The following is a 19235-nucleotide window of genomic DNA, read 5'->3' as shown; positions in this document are numbered from 1 at the left end:
ATCTGGATAAACTAGACTCCATTACAGGAGTATCCTTTTTTGTAATTAGGGATTTACTGTTCAACATTCAAATTTATAATTCATTGAATTATGAGTCCTTATTTCACGTAACCAAAACATATTAAAATGTAACATTTACATGATATTTAAGGGATATCACGTATTTAATCTTGAAAAAAAGGAATGGTTCCGTTTAGATAATTTAGTCTATTTCAATTCGAGCTGCTCAATGGTGTTGTAATCTTTTCCTCGAACCCTTTCAAATTTAGTAATGAGATCTTCGAGTATTTTAGTATTGGATGCGGCCAGATTATACTTTTGGCCCATATCGTTTTTCAAATTGTATAATTGATATGCATCCGAATTCCCTGTCTCAATCCCCACCTGTTCTTCAAAAGCCTTCCCTTCATATGGAGGAATCATTAACCAGTCACCGGACCTTAAGGCGGTTCTCGTGGTGGCCTCAATAATAAGGTCCTCTCGACCTTCATCACTTTGCCCAAAAAAAGTGTTTAATAAATTTTGACTGTCAGAGGCTATTTCTTCGGCCCCAATTAAATGTGCAATGGAAGCCAATACATCCAATTGACAAACCAGAGCATCGGATACCTTTGGTTTGATTGTGCCTTTGTAATAGGTGATAAAGGGGACCCTGGTTCCGGCTTCAAACAGACTGTATTTACCGCCTCTCAAACCACCATTTGGGTCATGTTCTCCTAGTTTTTCAACGGCATCATCGTAATAGCCATCGTTTAATACGGGACCATTGTCACTGGAGAGAATGATAAGCGTGTTTTCTAGAATACCTTCTTGTTCCAGTGTTTTTACAAATTCGCCAACCACCCAATCGGCTTCTACGATCACGTCGCCTCTTGGTCCTAAACCGGAGGATCCAACAAATCTGGGATGTGGGGTTCTGGGGACATGGGGTTGTTGCATGGCGTAGTACAAAAAGAAGGGTTCGTCTTTATGTTTTTTCACATAATCCTGCGCCCCTTTCAAGAAATGATCGGCCATATCGCTATCGCGCCATTTGGCGGCCTCTCCGCCTTTCATAAAACCAATCCTTGGGATGCCATTTACAATGCTGTTATTATGGCCGTGATGCCACTTCATGGTTAAGAGTTCCGGGTGGGTTATGGCCGTAGGTTCTCCTTCAAAATTAGTTTCATAATCCACTTGTATCGGGTCATTAGGATCCAAACCATCCACCTGACCATTCTCAATATAAACGGTGGGGACACGATCTTGGGTCGCTGCCATGATATACGAATAATCGAAGCCCACCTGATTGGGTCCGGGAGAAACCGTTTTATTCCAATCCACATCTCCAATTCCCAGGCCTAAATGCCATTTGCCCACAATACCGGTCTGGTACCCCTGTTTTTTAAGCAGTTTAGGCAGGGTTAACTGAGTGGTATCTATAATGAGTGGCGCCGTTCCGGGGAGGATTTTTGCCTGTTTGTTTTTCCAGGGATAGACCCCTGTTAGAAGGCCATATCGGCTGGGGGTACAGGTTGCGGAAGTAGCATACCCATTGGTGAATTTTACACCGCCATTGGCTAAGGCATCCATATGAGGTGTTTTTAAGGCCGTAGCGCCATAACAACCCAAATCGCCGTATCCCAGATCGTCAAGATAGATGATTACGATATTTGGTTTCTTTGTGTCAGGGGGAGTTTCAACCATTACACCCTGTTCATTTGCGCTGGTTTCAGGTTTTTGCTTACAATTCGTACTAATAAATAATAGACATAATAATAAAATGTAAAATTGTAATTTCATGATTTTTCGTATTTAATTTTCTAATAAACTCCGAAGCGTGAATCTTTTAATAGATTATTATTGTGTAGCAATCCTTAACAGGTATACGCTTTGCCTGATCTGGTTGTATATAGCTGCTCTTAAACAAAGGCCCTGTTAAAAAAGTTTGTCAACCAGATGCAAAATGAGCATCTAATTGACAAACACCAAACTAATACATGATTAAACTAACTCAAACTTTTTATAAGCACCTTTAGCGCAATACTTTTAAATATCTGTTTTTCTCCATCACATACAGTTATTGTATTTTAAATCCTTCCGGGTTTTGTACTAATTTACTCAGAGTAATGGACTCAAAGGGAATAGGTGCAATATACTGTGCCGCTGTGGGCATTCTTACCAAAGTTACGGGTTCCGACGGATCTCTTTTGGCGGCCATTTCGGCCACACGCTCTGAGCGCACCAAATCGAACCATCGTTTGTTCTCTGCAGCCAGTTCCCATCCCTTCTCATCGATAATTTCGTTCGGTGTTGCCGTGGCAACATCAACCGTACCGTTGGGTGTTAAATAGGGTAATCCGGCAGCTCTTCTTTTCACTTGATTAAGCGCTTCTATGGAGCTGGCATTTTCACCAACCCTGGCTTGCGCCTCAGCATAAATCAATAGGACTTCGGCATACCGATACAAATCATAAGGTCTGAAATTTACTGGTCTACTAAAAATAGTCAAGTCCTCAGCAAAAACATATTTCCTATACATGGGGTGCCCTCTATCGGAGTCTTCCCACGGGATGGTCGGTGGATTTCTGGGCGTAATCACACCCCCGGGGGCATTTCTATTGGGAATATCCAACAGGAAAGTGTAATCTTTTCTCGGACCTTCAGGAAAATCATTGAAAAAGCGCAACTCCGGGAAGCAGTCTGAAAACCCACGACCCTGGTGAAATGTAAATGCAGTACCCTGTGAACCCCATCTGCTTTCATCGGCGGGATATCTCACAGAGAATATGGTTTCGGTACTCAAAGCGCCCTCAAAGGTCCATAACTCTTCAATAGGAAGAAGGGTATAATAGTTAAAGTCAATAACTTCCTTAGCCTTTGAAGCGGCCAATGCATATTTTGAATTATCCTTAACCGGCCATCCGGCCCATGTTAAATAGAGATCTGCCAGTACCGTCTTTGCAAAACCTGCAGAGGCCCGTCCTGTGCTTTCCGATCCCGGAGCAGGTAAGGACACTTCGGCAATAAGCAAGTCGCTTTCAATTTGCTGGTAGTTTGCCAATACGGTTGCACGCTGTTCTTCACCGGTTGGCAAATAACCATCCAAAATCAATGGCACATTACCATATATTTTTACAAGATTAAGATAGGCATGTGCTCTAAAGACTCTAGCTTCAGCATCGGCCAATTTTACAAGGGCTTCAGGGGCACTGGAGGTTTTCAATCCTTCTATAAGCGTATTACAATAATAGATGGTTTTCCAATAGTTATCCCATGCTACAGGTAACCAATTGATGTCGGAGTTCTCACCGCTGCCATAGTCAAATCTGTCAAATACCCTAAGCGGGGCCTTATTTCCGGCAATCCAGGTTGTGATATCGTCGGCTCCGTAGGTCGCGGTTCTTAAAAAATGCGGATCGTTGTTGGTTCTGCGTACTGAAACATAAATGGGTGAAATGTTGGCTTCAATATCCGCTTCGCTGGCAATTTGCCCCACCTGAAGCAAACTACTCGTATCCTCTTCTAAGTCTAGGCAGGATACATTAACAAGCATCACCATCCCAAACAAAAACAATATATTATATATGCGATTCATAGTATTATTTTTTAAAATTAAAATTTAACATTGACACCAAAGGTAAAGGAACGGTTAATCGGGTAGGTGTTATAATCTATTCCGATATCGGCATCCTCATTACTTACCGATGACGTGGCCTCAGGGTCAAACCCGGTATAGTCTGTAATAATGAATAAATTCTCTGCACTTGCATACAGTCTTACGCCATCAAGCCCTAACTTGTCGAGGAAATTAGAGTCTACATTATAACTTAGTGCAATATTTTTCAATGTCATAAATGAGCCATCTTCAATAAATTGGGAGGACAGAATTTCAGTGCCATCTCTTCCCGATGGAATATTACTGGGGTTGGTTGAGGTCCATCGGTTCCTGTAATCCCCATGTACGGCATGGAACTGCTGGGCACCAAGGGCCATGAGTCTGCCACGTTGCAAATTATAGATGTCATTGCCCTGAGATCCCGTTAACAGGAAGTTCAAATTCCAGTTCTTATAACTGATGTCCCAATTCCAGCCCCAAATGAAATCGGGGTTTCCATCGCCCACAGTGACAATGTCGTCGGTTGTAATTTGACCATCACCATTGACATCTCTGTATTTTGCATCCCCCGGTGCTTTATTGAATTGCGCGGCTTCAGTTTCTTCACCCAACTGGTAAACGCCTTCAAAAACATAGCCTCTGAATGAACTTATGGGTAAACCAACCTCAACCCGGGTTGGATTTACAGGAAAGGTATTTTGCCGGATCACATCACCCACTACCAGGAACTGGACATCATCATTAAGCGATAACACTTTATTTTTATTGCTTGTGACACTTAAAGTTGATGTGATATTCCAGCTGTCATTTTGTAGAATTCTGGTATCCAAAGTGATTTCAAACCCTTTGTTTTCAACTTCTCCGGCATTTACAAATTTGGCCGTTGGTCCAACAAAAGGCGGTAATTGTGTGTCCAGTAACAAATCGGTTGTATTTTTCTGGTAATAGTCAAATGACAGATCAATAATCGAGTTGAATAATCCCAAATCCAAACCTACATTAATTTGTTTGGTTTTTTCCCAGGTTAAATCCGGGTTCGAAATCCGGTTGGATGGTGCAACACCCGTGACATCATTGCCATCAAAAGGATAATTCACCCCTAATCCAAGCACGGCACGAGACCGTGTTCCAAAAACATTGATCCCTTGATTACCGACCTCACCATAACTCAACCTCAATTTTAAGTTGTTAACGGTTTCACTATTTTTTAGAAAATCCTCTTCTGATGCCTTCCAGGCAATTGATCCCGATGGGAAATACCCCCATTTGTCCTTTTGGAATACACTTGAACCATCTGCCCTAAAAGAAGCCGTCAATAAATACTTATCCAAAAACACATAATTGACCCGTCCCAGAAAGGATTCCAATTCCCTTTGGCTCTCACTGTTATCAACCCTTTGTACATTGGCCGCGCTCAAATCCTTATAGGTCACCAGATCTGTGAAAAAGTCGGTGGCCGTAATGAAAGTGCTGTTGGACTTGTCAATTACCAATTCGTGTATGGCATCTATCTTTAAACTGTGGTCTTCTCCAATATTAGGGGTATAGGTTAGGCGATTGGTGTTGTAGAGATTTGTTCTGTAAATATTATCGACATCAGCTCTACCATTAGCACTGGAGATTAATGGGGCATAGGCATTGTTGTGGTTTTCCACTTTAATAAGACCCCCGGAGGTATTGAACACCAGATTATCCAGAATGTCCCAATTGAAATTCCCATTGAGGCTTATACGATCTCCTATGTTATACCTTATATTATTTTCGGCGGCCACCAAAGGATTGGTTTGTGATGTCGCTAAATTTTTGATTGAGTTATAATTATAATCGCCATTCTCATCAAATGCTGGTGTAGTTGGGTCGAATGACAATCCCACCCCTAAATCAGCCCTGATTCCTGTGTTTTTTTCTTGTCCTACATTAAAATTAAGACCGACTTTTATTTTTTCTGATAATTTGGCGTTGAAATTCGATCTCAGATTCATTCGTCTGATCTTTTGATGGTCCACCACGGTACCACTGGCGTCATAATATAAACCCGAAATATAGTAATCCACGGCATCACTACCCCCGCTTGCCGAGATCTGCACATTATTAAAGTAAGCTGTTTGAAACAGACGTTCCTGCCAATCCTCTCCGCCATTGGCTCTGAGATCGGCTATTTCCTGGGCAGTAAACACCTCCATGCCATCAGAAAAGTTGACCCCCTCGGCAAAATCGGCCGCATTCATCAAATCCAATTTTTGAGTTATATTGGATATTCCGGTAAATAAATTCACATCAAATTTGGGTTTGCCCGAGCGCCCGGTCTTGGTAGTAATCAAAATCACCCCATTGGCACCCCTCGTCCCATAAATAGCTGTCGAGGAGGCATCCTTCAGAACTTCCATAGATTGGATATCGTTGACGTTAATGGTATTAATACTGGCAAATTGGCCATCAATGACGTATAGGGGTTCATTGCTGCCTGTTATGGAGTTAGCTCCTCGGATCCTTATTTTAAAGTTCCCCCCCGGAGCACCGGATGTTTGGGTAACTTGCACTCCGGCAGCTCTACCTTGCAGAGCCTGGCTTCCAGTACTTAAAGGTTGCTTGTTAAAATCACTGGAGGATACCGAAGTCAAAGCACCTGTTAAATCACTACGCCTGGCTGTACCATAACCCACGACCACCACCTCATCGAGTGCGGCGGCATCTTCTTCCAGGACTATGGTCATGATTGTTTGATTACCTACTGTCAACTCCTGGGTTTTATAGCCCAAAGAGCTAATCACCAAGACATCATCGGGGGAGGCACTAATGGTAAAATTACCATCAAAATCGGTTGCCGTTCCCTGGGTGGTCCCCTTGATAATCACATTTACTCCCGGAATGGGTTCTCCATCGGCGGCAGTTGTTACTGTTCCCTGAATCGTGTTCTGCCCATACATAGCGAACACCGCAAATAGCATAATACCTGAAAATGCCGTTTGCTTCAGTAAAGCGTTTAGTTGTTTCATCTGTTATTTATTTAGTTAGTTTATCGTTTTCAAAAGTAATAATTTCCTTGTTTTGTAAAGTAGTCATTCAGACCAATAATAGGGGTGAATTAGTCAAAATGAAGGGGGATAATGTCAATTCGATAAAAATTAAGGTTTATATCTATATTCTTTAGCAAAAATTTTCTGATAAATTCTCAGTTGATAGGTAATAAGAGTTCTTGATTCTGATGAATTGATTTGTAACAGCTTGCGTCACATTTGTAACATCGTTAATTTTTACTGTTAATTTATTCTTTTACATTCTTAATGAGCTATATATTTGCTTGACTTGGTATAGCTGATTAGGGATTGTACCAGTATCCCGTGTTCATGGAAGTATGAGTAGTGAGAAAGCAATACCTATTTCAAAATGGATACTTCAAAAAACTATACTCAAGTTATTGAAGACGGAAACTATGATACGGTTATCAAAGGAAAAGGGTAAATCGAAATAGGAACGTGTTTTATGATTTGGAAGTAGACTTACTTGTAAATTAGAAGTCATTTTCCATCAAAAATAATTATCTTTTCAATAGAATTTAAAATCGGATTTATGATGGGTTATTTCAAACCAGAAAAACTGTTAGCATGTCTATATGTTTTCCTAATAGGAATTATACACCCCATATGCGCTCAGGAACTCTATTTTAAGAATTTAACGATTGAGGATGGTTTATCCCAAAATGATGTCAACTCTATTGTCCGCGATAGTTATGGTTTTGTTTGGATAGGCACTTATGATGGCCTTAACCGTTTTGACGGAAAAAATCTGGTTACTTTTCGCAGACAGACTTCTAACCCGGCAAGTCTTCCAGATAATCGAATCAGTTCGCTTTTCGAGGACAATCATAAAAAATTATGGATAGGAACAGAAGCAGGTCTTATCTCCTACTATTCACTCTTAAAAGACCAATTCTTTAGGGTAAAATCTCCCAAAAATGCAGGTATTATTTTTGATTTCCTTCTTACCGATGATGGTGTATTGTATGCCGTATCCTCTAAGGGAATTCTGAGATTGAATGAGAGTAGTGAACCTGAATTTGAATTTATTACCGGGTTTCAAAATTATCATTTCAGGGATGTCCTCCAGTTACCCGATGGGGATATCTATTTTGCAGGAAATTATGGCATCTTTCTTTTGAAGGATGATAAACTGTTAAAACTACCCAATCCGGAAAAACGCACTTTCACGAGTTTGGTATATACAGGATCATCGATACTCGTGGGTGGATACGATGGGCTTTTTATCATAGATAAAATGGATGGTTTAAAGAAACTTTTAACCTCCGAAATGCCTGAATTATCCATAAGTTCCATGACTAAAGATCAAGTGGGGAATATCTGGATTGGGACTCGAAACAATGGACTCCTTCAGTTGGACAGTTCCTTAAATTTTGTCAATCAATTTACGAGTTCCAGAACCAACCCCAGAGGATTGCTCAGCAACACGATCCTGAAGTTATATTATGACCGATTCAATAATCTATGGGTGGGGAACCGGCATGGGCTTTGTTTTACCAATCTTCATCATACCGGCTTTTATGCCATTAATTTGGACAACTATAATGGACCCAATGTCAGGTCTATTTTGGTCAATGATGACCATCTTATTCTGGGAATTAACAACGAGGGGCTCTTTAAATATGACCTTAAAACAAATAATTTAAAGTTATTGAAGGGGCCCAGAATGAGTTATGTTAATCATATAGCTAAAATTGACAATACAGTTTATGTTTGTTCGAACATGGGTCTTGATGTTTTGCAAGATGATGAAACTCTTGTGCCAGTTTTAAAAAACCAGACTGGTCTCACGAATATCAGATGTATTGAAAAAGACCCCTATGGACGTCTTTTAATCGGGACTATCGATGGAATCCTTATAAAGGAAAATAATGAGGTTAAGTGGATTTGGGAAGACTTTCCCTCGCTCCAAAGTTTAAATCAGAGTTACATATTTAGGATGTTGTTCGATACCCATTCCAATCAATTATTAGTGGGAACAATTTCAAAGGGATTAATTGTGCTCAAGATGGGAACCAATGGACAGTTTACCCACGCAAACGTTGAAAGCCTCATTGATTTAAATGGCGATCCAATTTTAAACACATCCGTATGGTGTTTTTACGAGGCCAAAGATAATACGATTTGGGCGGGCACGGATGTAGGGCTCTTTCGAAAAACGATTAACTCAGAATGGTTTGAACAAATTAACGTGGGGGGGGTCATTGATAAGAAGATCATGGGTATTGCCGAAGATTCCAATCATAATCTGTGGCTTTCTAATACACATGGTCTCATCCATTATAATCCAATGCAAAGCAAGGTAAAAACCTACACTTATGATGATGGTCTGTTGTCGAGTAGCATGACGGAATCCTCCGGATTCTATGGAGATTATTTGTTTTTTGGTACAACCAATGGCATAAATTATTTTGATCCCCTTAAGATTTCTCTAAACCCCTATAATCCTGAATTGTTGTTGTCGAACATCAAGATAAACAATGAAATTGTAAAACCGGGAGCCGAATTATTCGGATCTGTAATTTTGAACGAAAATATCAATTCAACAAACCGCTTAACCTTGAATCATTTACAAAATGATGTGTCTTTTGAGTTTAGTGGGACCAATTTCACGAACAATTCTAGAAATAATTTCAGATATCGCCTGAACGGTTATGATGATAGGTGGGTCTACACTTCAAATAACCCTATTGTATCGTATTCAAATCTTGATCCTGGAAATTATATGTTTCAGTTACAGTTAGAGGATCATGAAGGTCAGTGGACGAAAAATGGTATAGAACTCCCTATCTCTATTATTCCATCCCCCTGGAAATCTAATTTTGCCTATGTGATTTATGCCATCCTGATTAGCCTGATTATTTCAGGCTTCATTTACTTTTGGTTTCACAAACAGCGGTTAGATCACCAGATTGAGTTGGATAAAATAAAGATTCAACAGGATAAAGAACTTAGAGAGAAACAACTGCGGTTTTTCGTTGATGTCGGTCATGAATTCAAAACACCGCTCTCATTGATACTTGCACCATTTAACGATTTAATGAATCAATCCTTAAGTCGGGAACAAAAAATGATGTGTGAGGAAATTGTATCGCGTAATATCCAACGCATGAAATTTCTGGTGAATCAATTACTGGACTTTGGAAAAATATCTGAAGGGGAAAACCTTGTAAGGGTTACCAAAAAGGACCTGCGCCAGGCCATAAGAGATTATACTAAGGCATTTCAATGGCAAGTACTGCGAGAGGAAATAGATCTGCGGTTAAATCTTGATAAATGTGAGGGCTATTTTGATCGCAGTGTACTAGAAAAGGGGTTTTATAACATTTTGTCGAATGCTTTTAAATATACCCCTACCGGAGGTGTTATAGATATCTCTTTGAAAGTTGAAGAAGTAAAAGGGCTTCAGTATGCCATCATAACGGTAAGCGATAGCGGACCAGGCGTTCCTGATGAGCAAAAGGAGCATATCTTTGAACGCTTTTATCACGGTAAGGATAGAGCATCCTCCGGAATAGGGTTGCATCTTGCAAAAAGTCTTATTCAGGCTCACGGAGGAAGTATAACTGTTGAAGATAGTGAGTTGAATGGGACAAAGTTTAAGATTAGATTACCCATATCAAGTCGTTATTATTTTGAAAAGGAAGCAGACCAAAACGTTGAAGACCTTATTCAAACTGAACATCAACAAGATGGTGTGTTTGATGATGAAGCCATAGAAAAAGGAGAGACCATACTCATTGTGGAAGATGATCATGATCTTAGAAATTATCTCAAGATCAGTCTTCAAAATGATTATGCCATTTTGGAAGCAAATAATGGAGAACAAGGTTTGTTTCTGGCACAGGAAAATCTTCCGGACATGGTTATCACTGACATCATGATGCCATTGATGGATGGCATCGATATGTGTCAAAAACTAAAGTCCAATAAGGAAACATCGCATATCCCGGTGATTTTTCTAACCGCAAAAACAGATATTGAATTTCAAAAAAAAGGTCTTGCGGCGGGGGCATGGGATTTTATAACCAAACCTTTTAATTCTGAAGTTTTACGTAGAAAGGTAGATAATATATTGGAGACAAGAAACAAATTTAAAACCTATCTGATGGACCATAACATTAATGTGGACATCAAATCGCATTATACATCCTATGATCAAAAGCTCATCAAAAATATAAATCAGGTCATCGAGAGAAATATTAACAATCCTAATTTTACGGTAAATGATCTCGCATCAGATGTTGGCCTTAGCCGGATGCATTTACACCGTAAATTAAAAACACTGGTTGGTGAAACAGGTAAAAGCATCATTACAAGAATAAAAATGAAATATGCCATTGACATGTTCGATAACGGATGTGACCGTGTGCAAGAGGCCATGAATGCCGTGGGAATTACCAACTATGGTATTTTCAATAGTAATTTTAAGAAGATAAAGCGTGTTACTGCGACCGAATACATAGCTAATTTGAAGGAAAAAAGTAATTCCATTTAGAAGATTTTGATCCTCTCATTAATTAAAACCCTGCGTTATGCCCGACGGATAAGTTCAGGGTACTTGGTTCATCGGCTTTAATCTTGGTGTCACAATCCCCTTCATAACGATTTCCCTGGATTACAGTATTAGTGCAATTCGTTAATTCTATAAGCGGTGTATTGGGATAAAGCTCCGGAATCCCGAAGGTTTTAATGATCTTATTATTCTTGATGGTTAAGCCATCTACTCGATCTGCACTTACAATTCTGTTTCCGAAAGTTCGGATGGTATTATTTTCAAAACGTATATTTCGGTCATAGATGAGAGATGGATCAAATGTTTTTCCTAATCGAGGTGTGATATTGAGAACAGCATGTTCCGAACCACTGTAGGCACAGTATTCGAATGTGTTGTTTTGAATCAGGACATCATTTACCGCACCGGACTCAAACCAGAAAAAGGTCTCTCCTCTGAAAAATAGGGAGGACATCATAGAAGAGAATCGATTGTCTTCTATGATGGTTTTCAGCGGTGTTTTAAGTACCACATTTCGGGCTCTGTGGTTCCTGATAGTACAACCTCGCATGGTGAATTCAGGATTCCATGTCTTGTTTTCCAAAATATCACCGGGTTTCAATCCTGCCGGTAATGGCGCATTAAAACTAATGTCAATAAACGCATCGTTTATGAATTTTATGTTACGGACAACAGCCGTTTCACCACGCTCGGGGGACGGTTGTCTGATAAACCAGACCTCGTCACCGGGAGTTGCAAATTGAAATCCTCGCTGTTCAAAGTGCATTAACTTGGTTCGAACGGTACTAGTATCAATCACCTCATCAACCTCCACGTAGGTACCATGAACATTGGTTCCATCGTCCAGCATGTTCTCAAACCGACAGTTTTCTATTAAAATAGTGCCTTTGCAATTACAAAAATGGGTAGCATCTGCTGTACTGGATATGACGCGGTTCGTGCCTTCCCTAAGATAAATGCCACAATGGATTAATTTAATATTTTCAGAGCGCTCGAAAAGAAAGCCCATTCCCAATGCATGGTGAATGATAATGCCATCGAGTTCGATGTTTGAAGAGGTCTTAAAATCGAATGCAGGGGCATAGCGATCATGCTCCCGGTCCCCTTTTGAGCTAAGCAAAGCGCCAACCGGAGGATAATGCTTAAGGAATTCATAAAACCTCAAATTCCCATTGGGTAATTTTTCCACCCAACGCGGATGACTATGAATATCCCAGGCTCCATGTACCGGTCGTTTTTCTGATGGGTCAAATGCCAAGGTACTGCCCGGAATACTGTAACTGAAACCGTCAATATCGGGGAATTCCAATTTTCCATTTCTAATCTTCCAGGAGAAACCATCCCTGAAAGGCTTAATGTCGCGGTATCCTTCCTCCTCATTGACCGCAATAACTTCACCAAGAAAAGTAAAAGGAATATCCCAATCAATAACAAGATCACTTATTTTAACGCGTTCACAATTTTCGAAAAGGAAAGGCATGGCTTGACCATGAAAAATAAATTCCGCGCCATTACCCGTTATGCTTACCGAGCGAAATTTAGTAAAGTTGAAGATAATGCGCTTATACCCATTCCCGTGATTCGTAATGTCCAGATATTTTCCAAACGCATAATCGGGTAAAAATCTGTAGACGCCTTTTTCGAATACCAAATGGAGGTCCTTTGTTTCGGCTTCTTCAAGTATTTGAGAGATGATTGGAGTCATATCGCCATTAACCGGCTTTATCATTATGGGATCGGACGTTTTAGCCAACCCCAAAGAAGTTGACACGGCTATTATTACCAATATCATGCTTATCTTTTTCATGAATATCTGTTTATTTTAGGTGTGATCATGGTTTACAAGTCAGAACGTCTTATCAATGATAAACCGGAACCGCTCGCTTTTCCCATTTGTAAAGCTTTCTTTTCAATTTCTTTTCGATCGGAAGATCTTTTCCGATCAGGTTCTTCTTTTCAGAAACATCGTCAACCACATTAAATAATTCATATGTACCACTTCTGTATTTAATCAGTTTCCAGTTCCCTGACAGTATCGCTGCATACTGGTCCTCATAACTTCGATAAAAATACAGATCCCGTGGTTTTAACTTTTCTCCTTTCAGTTCGGACAATAGGCTTACTCCCTGGATGTTATGTGGCTTAAAAGTGTTTTTAGAGGCAATTTCTGCCAGAGTAGGGAAGACATCTATGGTTTGAATGGGGGTATCAGATTCAGATCCGGGGGTCGTTACTCCGGGATAATAAACCAAAAACGGCACCCTGGCCCCTCCTTCTCCCAAAGTATTTCCACCTATTTTTCCTCCAGACAAGGGCGCATTACTAAAGAAACCACCCTGATCGGAGATGAGCAGTACTATGGTATTTTTATCAATTCCTTTATGTTTTAACGCATCTCTAACCCTTCCTACAGATTCATCCATGCTCGCTACCATGGCCGCATAGATTGCTTCCTTATTGTCGTAACCCTTTTTCAGGAACTCATCAACCAGATCTTTCCTGCCTACATGGGGTGAATGTACATTATAGTACCAAAGCGACATCATAAAAGGTTCTGTCCGATCGTAGTGATCTATAAAATTAACGGCTTTATCCGTTAGGACGTCTGTCAGGTATTCATCCGTATAATCTTCCAGTAAATTATCCTTAAAAAAATCGGGGTAATAACTTTTTGGATGCCCCCAGTTACCTGTCCCAAACATGGCGTCAAACCCCTGATAGATTGGATAATACGGTTCGTGTCCCAAATGCCATTTTCCAATGAACATGTTGAAGTACCCCTGATCTTTCAAGACCTCGGCATAGGTCACTTCCTCAAGGGGGAGCCAATTGATGGAAGGCATATGGGCGGGATCGTTTTTCCAGTAATTGTATTTCTCATCATTCGTCCCATCCTTGTTTTGATGTTCGATGTGTCGGGGCATTTCCAAGCGAATGGCCTCTTTACCCGTAAGCAGGCTTGCCCTGCTCGGACTGCAGGTGGGCGTGGGAACATAAGCCCTTGTAAACTCCATCCCATCTCTTTTTAATTGGTCGATGTTAGGAGTGTAAAATCGATCATTTCTGAAACCGACATCGGACCATCCCCAGTCATCGACAAATAGCAGAACGACATTGGGTTTTGACTGTGCCGAAAGGGTTGTCAACATCAGTAAAATAAACAGTATGAAATGGATGATCAGGCTCTTTTTCATTTTGATTTTATCACACATTTAAAAGGAGCTATGTCAGACTTGTTAATCCATCCCAACATAGCTCCAATGACTAACTCAAAAATAATTAGTGTTCTAGTAACCGGGATTTTGAACTAGATTTGAATTTAAATCAATTTGTCCCAATGGTATTGGATACCAAACCTTCTCCGATTTCCAGTTTTGCTGTAACAGGGTGACATCGCCATTGTAAAAGCCATTGTCCGGATCGAGAGAACTTATCGTCTCATCATAGATATTGAATCGTGCCAGGTCAATCCGTCTCCAGATCTCGAAGCACAGCTCTCTTGAACGCTCTTCCTGCAATTCTTTAACAAAATCTGCGTTGAAATAGGCCGTGTTCAGATCATCAACGGTTGCAGGAGCCATGACGGAGCGTTGACGCAGTTCGGTCAATACAGCCCTGGCTCCGGACTCATCTCCGGTATAGTACAGTGCCTCAGCACGAAGCAGAAGAATATCTCCATATCGTAATAGCGGGAAAGAAATTCCTGATGCCCAAGGGGCATAGCTTTTCTGTGAAGGGTCTTTCATCCGGTATTTGCCCACACTCATCGTCCCATTATTTTTCCCGGGGAGCGTTCTGGGCTGGTAATATCGGACCCCGTCAATTTCTATAACATCCAGTATATTGGCATTTCCACCTATATTTCCTGATACATTATGACTGAAACGGAAATCGGCTGAATGATACAAATCATAGAGTTCCCCTGTTGGACGGGTCCATCCTGAGCCACCGCCTAATCTTGGTGCATTTCCCTGAGGAATAAAGTTATTTACAACGATGGTGATCACCTGTTGTGAGGCATCAGATGAACCTTCAGCGGACAGCATGACCTCCTCAGCCTGTGCCGTTTTGGTCGATTCCCTGAACAGACGATCATAATTTGCTGTCAGGGTATACCCGCTATTAGCGACTATGTCTGCAGATATGGTCACTGCCTTCGTATAACTGTCTGTGGCGTTAACCCAGTCAAAACTATTGGGAGCATACCCAAAATCACTCAGCCCGTTGGTTTTCATACTGGCCAGATAGGTATGAGCCTTTACCAGTAGCCCTGCGGCAGTCCATTTATCTACTGCACCTCCCCTTAGTCCTCTGTGCTGAAGATTTTGATAAGCAAATTCATAATCTGAAAGGATCTGGGTATAGACCTCCTGAACAGATTTTCTCCCCATAAGAGGATCATCACCCGTTTTTGTGTAAACCGGGATGGCACCGTGCATCATAGAGAGCATCATGTGATAATAGCCCCTCAGGAGTTTCGCTTCACCCTCAATTTCGGCTTTCCGGGTATTCGAAAATTCTGCATCGGGTATACTTGGTAAATTTTCAAGCAAACTGTTGGCGCGACCAATGCCAGCGTAGAGAAAAAACCAGGCATTATTAATCTCGCCTGTACTGCTGGAGAACTGTCCTGTACCCCATTCTGCACCTCTTCTATTAGCGAATCTTGCGGGTATAACACCTTCACCTGTTCCGCCTACCAGCATCTCAAACAGGTCTCTCCTGAATGAGGAAGCATTACCTCCTCCCTGAATGCTACCAGCTGTTAGTGTATTGTAAACCCCTACCAGGGCGATTTCGGCATCCTGAGCAGATTTATAGAAATTTTCAGGTGCTGTGAACGAATATGGTGTTGGTTCCAAGGTATCTTCACAGGATATAACTGCAAGGAACAACACCAAAAAGGATAGATTTTTAATATAAGTTTTCATATTGAATATTTTTAAAATGTTGCTGTAAGACTAAAGGTAAAATTCCTGGCTCTTGGATAGGCTATACGATCAAATCCTGTAAGCAATGGGTTGTTAAAATTAACTTCCGGATCCCATCCTGTGTAATTGGTCCAGGTCGCTAAATTATTCCCAATAAGATTAAATTTTAAGGAGTTTATCCCCAATTTATCGGTGATCTCCTTTGGAAGTTTATAACCAATTGAAACCGTTCGTAATCTGAGATAGGAGCCATCCTCTACATAATAGGAAGAAGCAATTTGCTGATCGATCGCACCATAAGCCGGATAAGAATTGTTAGGATTCTCTGGGGTCCAGTGATTCTCAAAATAGGCCTGATCGATGTTCATCCAAGGTTGAACCCCATTAAGTCTGACTTTGGTTGCATTGTAAATGTCATTGCCGTAGGACCATTGGAAGAATACCGACAGATCCCAGTTCTTATAGGTGAAAGTATTGTTAATACCACCGAAATGATCGGGGTTGCTATCACCAATGACCTTCCTGTCATCATCATTAATAAAGCCATCACCATTAACATCTTCATACTTCATTCTACCGGGAAGCGCGGTTCCGGTATACACTGGGAGGCCTTCCTTGAGGACATAGGTTCTGTCGTCGTGAGGGATGCTTGGGTCACTGTTGTTATCCCATGTAAAATCGTCGATTTGATAAATACCATCAAACTCAAGGCCGAACATGGTTCCGATAGGCTCCCCTACAATGACTCTTCCAACACTATTTTGCCAACCGCCACCGGTTCCCACGGGAATAGCACTAGCCCCCCCGAGATCTTTAACCTCATTGCGGTTAAAGGAGATATTAAAATCGGTTCGCCATGAGAAATTATTTTTACTGATGTTAAACGAGGTAATTTGCAGTTCCAAGCCCTCATTGTCAATCCGACCAATGTTCTGCCACTGGGAGTTAAACCCGCTTTGTGACGGAATAGGGGCATTTAATAAGAGGTCTTCAGTGATTTTTTTATACAAGTCTGCACTTAAGGTTAAGCTGCCTCCAAAAAGCCCGAGGTCCATACCTGCATTATACTGGTTGGTGGTCTCCCACTTCAGGTCTGGGTTGGGAATTGAGGACGGGGCAAGACCAAAAATAAGATTGTCATTACTCGCGTAAAAGGTCGGATCCAGTTGTGCCAGGTAGGTGTAAGCAGGAATACGTTCATTTCCGGTCTCACCATAGCTTAATCTCAATTTTAGGTTAGAAATGGGTGTGATGTTTTTCATGAACGCCTCATCAGACACTTTCCAGCCTATGGCTCCGGAAGGGAAGTATCCCCATCGGTTGCCTTCACCAAATTTATCTGACCCGTCCGCTCTGATACTGGCAGTGAAGAGGTACCTGTCGAAGAGGGCATAATTGACTCTGCCCAGATAGGAGAGTCTGTTGGTGTTCCATCTTTGAGTGGTATAGTTACTTACTGAGGTTCCTATACTGATATTGTTTACACCGGTGGTCTGATTTTCGAAGCCTGTCACCTCGTTTTCGAAGTCCTCGAAATTATAATGATAAATTTCAAATGCAGCCATGGCATCAATGCGGTGATCAGAACCTAAGGTTTTGTTGAAATGCAACTGAGAGGAATGGTTATAGGAGTAGGTATTGACTTCCTTTACCCTAGCCCGGCCATTTTGAAGGCGACCCCATGAGGTTTCGGAGCTGTAAAACTCCTTTACTTTGGAGTGGCTGATGTTTCCACCGGTGACCGCAGTGTATTTTAAATCATCCGATATCTTATAGTCTAAATTCATGCTTGAGAATATTCTAAAGATACTGGTTGTTTTATCGGTATCCTTAATCAATGCCAGTGGACTAATAAATGCATCGTCTGTGACATCCACATCGTCTGTTCTAATATCCCAGGGGTTAGCCATAAGAATTTGCTGGGTAACTCCTGTAAAACTGGTAGGTCCCCCACTGTTGGCAACCCCGCCAAGAACCGAATAGGAGGCATTGGAGCTAAACCCCAGGGATAGCCTGTCGCTGGCATCACTGTTAATCCTTAACCTTAGATTGTATTGGTCATAATCATTATTCACTATAATACCATCCTGGTCGAGGACACCCAGACCTGCAGAAAAATTCGTTGTTTTATTGCCGCCTCTGATGGACACCTGATGCTGTTGGGTGATAGCCAGTCTTAAGGCCTCATCCTGCCAGTCGTATGATTGCAGTTCATTAAAATTCCGAGGGGTTTCAAAAACACCATCATTATCCGTATCCTGGTTTAAAAACTGCGTGTTACCGCGTTCCTCCTGGTAGACAATATATTCCTGCGCTGACAACATCGGCATTTTCCTAATCGCATTTGAAGCGCCTAAATTATAGGTGTAATCGACATTTAAACGGCCATCTGATCCCCTTTTTGTGGTCACAATAATAACGCCATTGGCACCTCTAGACCCATAAATAGCCGTTGCAGAGGCATCTTTCAATACTTCAATAGACTCGATATCGGCCGGGTTAATACCGGTTAAGGGATTGATCCTGGCTTGCGAAGAGCCAGTAGTGGCGACTTCATCATAATTCACATCAATTTGAACGCCATCTATTACAAATAGGGGAGATGACGAGGCGTTTATCGAGGTCTGCCCTCTAACGGTTAGTTCGATTCCCCCTCCCGGCTGTCCTGAATCTGAAGATATCTGAACACCGGCCATTCGGCCTTGCATTGCCGAAAACACATCGGTAGTTTGAGATTCCATGAGAGTCTCTGATTTTACCCCGGCCAAAGAACCGGTCAAATCGCTTCGCTTTTGGGTACCGTAACCAATAATCACCACTTCGTCCAATTTGCCAATATCCACATTTAAATTGATCTGGAGATTGGTCCCCGCTTTAACTTCCATGGTTTTATACCCCGTATAAGAAATCACAAGCATAGCATTCTGGTTTTCAACAGATAGATTAAATGCACCATCCAAGTCGGTAATGGTTCCATTACTGGTTCCTTTAATGAGCACCGTTGCGCCTAATAGCGGATCTCCGGTTTCATTGTCCCGTACAACACCACTTACTTCCACCTGAGCTACGACATCCATTGCCGCAGTCAGTATAAACAGCATAAAAAGTAATAATTTAATTCTCATAATTGTAGTTTAATTTAAGTTATT

8 protein-coding genes are annotated in these 19235 nt (G+C 41.3%); 1 reads left to right on the top strand and 7 read right to left on the bottom strand.

The annotated features are described in order from the left end of the window. Positions 1–207 precede the first annotated feature (207 nt). The 3 genes from MR054_RS06870 to MR054_RS06860 form a co-directional block, all read right to left on the bottom strand. Entirely contained in the window at positions 208–1785 is a 1578-nt protein-coding gene (locus tag MR054_RS06870; RefSeq protein ID WP_242157121.1) for a sulfatase family protein, read from the bottom strand. A 277-nt stretch (positions 1786–2062) separates the two neighbouring features. Next, the gene (locus tag MR054_RS06865; RefSeq protein WP_242157120.1) at positions 2063–3580 is read right to left on the bottom strand and encodes a RagB/SusD family nutrient uptake outer membrane protein; all 1518 of its coding nucleotides are present in this window, start codon (positions 3578–3580) and stop codon (positions 2063–2065) included. A gap of 17 nt (positions 3581–3597) precedes the next feature. Continuing rightward, positions 3598–6597: a SusC/RagA family TonB-linked outer membrane protein gene (locus MR054_RS06860; protein WP_242157119.1), complete on the bottom strand. Its 3000-nt coding sequence runs from the start codon at positions 6595–6597 to the stop codon at positions 3598–3600. Between the two features lie 574 nt (positions 6598–7171). Between MR054_RS06860 and MR054_RS06855 the strand changes: the two genes are divergently transcribed. Then, on the top strand, positions 7172–11137 hold the full coding sequence (locus MR054_RS06855) for a hybrid sensor histidine kinase/response regulator transcription factor (RefSeq protein WP_242157118.1): 3966 nt from the start codon (positions 7172–7174) through the stop codon (positions 11135–11137). Positions 11138–11159: 22 nt separating this feature from the next. On the opposite strand, the gene MR054_RS06850 is transcribed toward MR054_RS06855, so the two are convergent. The 4 genes from MR054_RS06850 to MR054_RS06835 all read right to left on the bottom strand — a co-directional run bounded on the left by MR054_RS06850 (position 11160) and on the right by MR054_RS06835 (position 19211). Continuing rightward, complete coding sequence (locus MR054_RS06850; protein ID WP_242157116.1) at positions 11160–12962, bottom strand: alpha-1,3-galactosidase-related protein; 1803 nt, start codon at positions 12960–12962, stop codon at positions 11160–11162. Between the two features lie 52 nt (positions 12963–13014). Continuing rightward, a complete protein-coding gene (locus MR054_RS06845; RefSeq protein ID WP_242157115.1) occupies positions 13015–14349 on the bottom strand; it encodes a sulfatase in 1335 nt (444 codons plus the stop codon). A 93-nt stretch (positions 14350–14442) separates the two neighbouring features. After that, entirely contained in the window at positions 14443–16086 is a 1644-nt protein-coding gene (locus MR054_RS06840) for a RagB/SusD family nutrient uptake outer membrane protein (RefSeq protein WP_242083260.1), read from the bottom strand. Positions 16087–16097: 11 nt separating this feature from the next. Further along, a complete protein-coding gene (locus MR054_RS06835; protein ID WP_242157114.1) occupies positions 16098–19211 on the bottom strand; it encodes a SusC/RagA family TonB-linked outer membrane protein in 3114 nt (1037 codons plus the stop codon). Positions 19212–19235: the final 24 nt, after the last annotated feature.

The organism is Aestuariivivens sediminis, from assembly GCF_022662105.1.
GTDB lineage: Bacteria > Bacteroidota > Bacteroidia > Flavobacteriales > Flavobacteriaceae > Aestuariivivens > Aestuariivivens sediminis.
The sequence above is the reverse complement of the archived record's forward strand: the minus strand, read 5'-3'. Positions and strand labels throughout refer to the sequence as shown.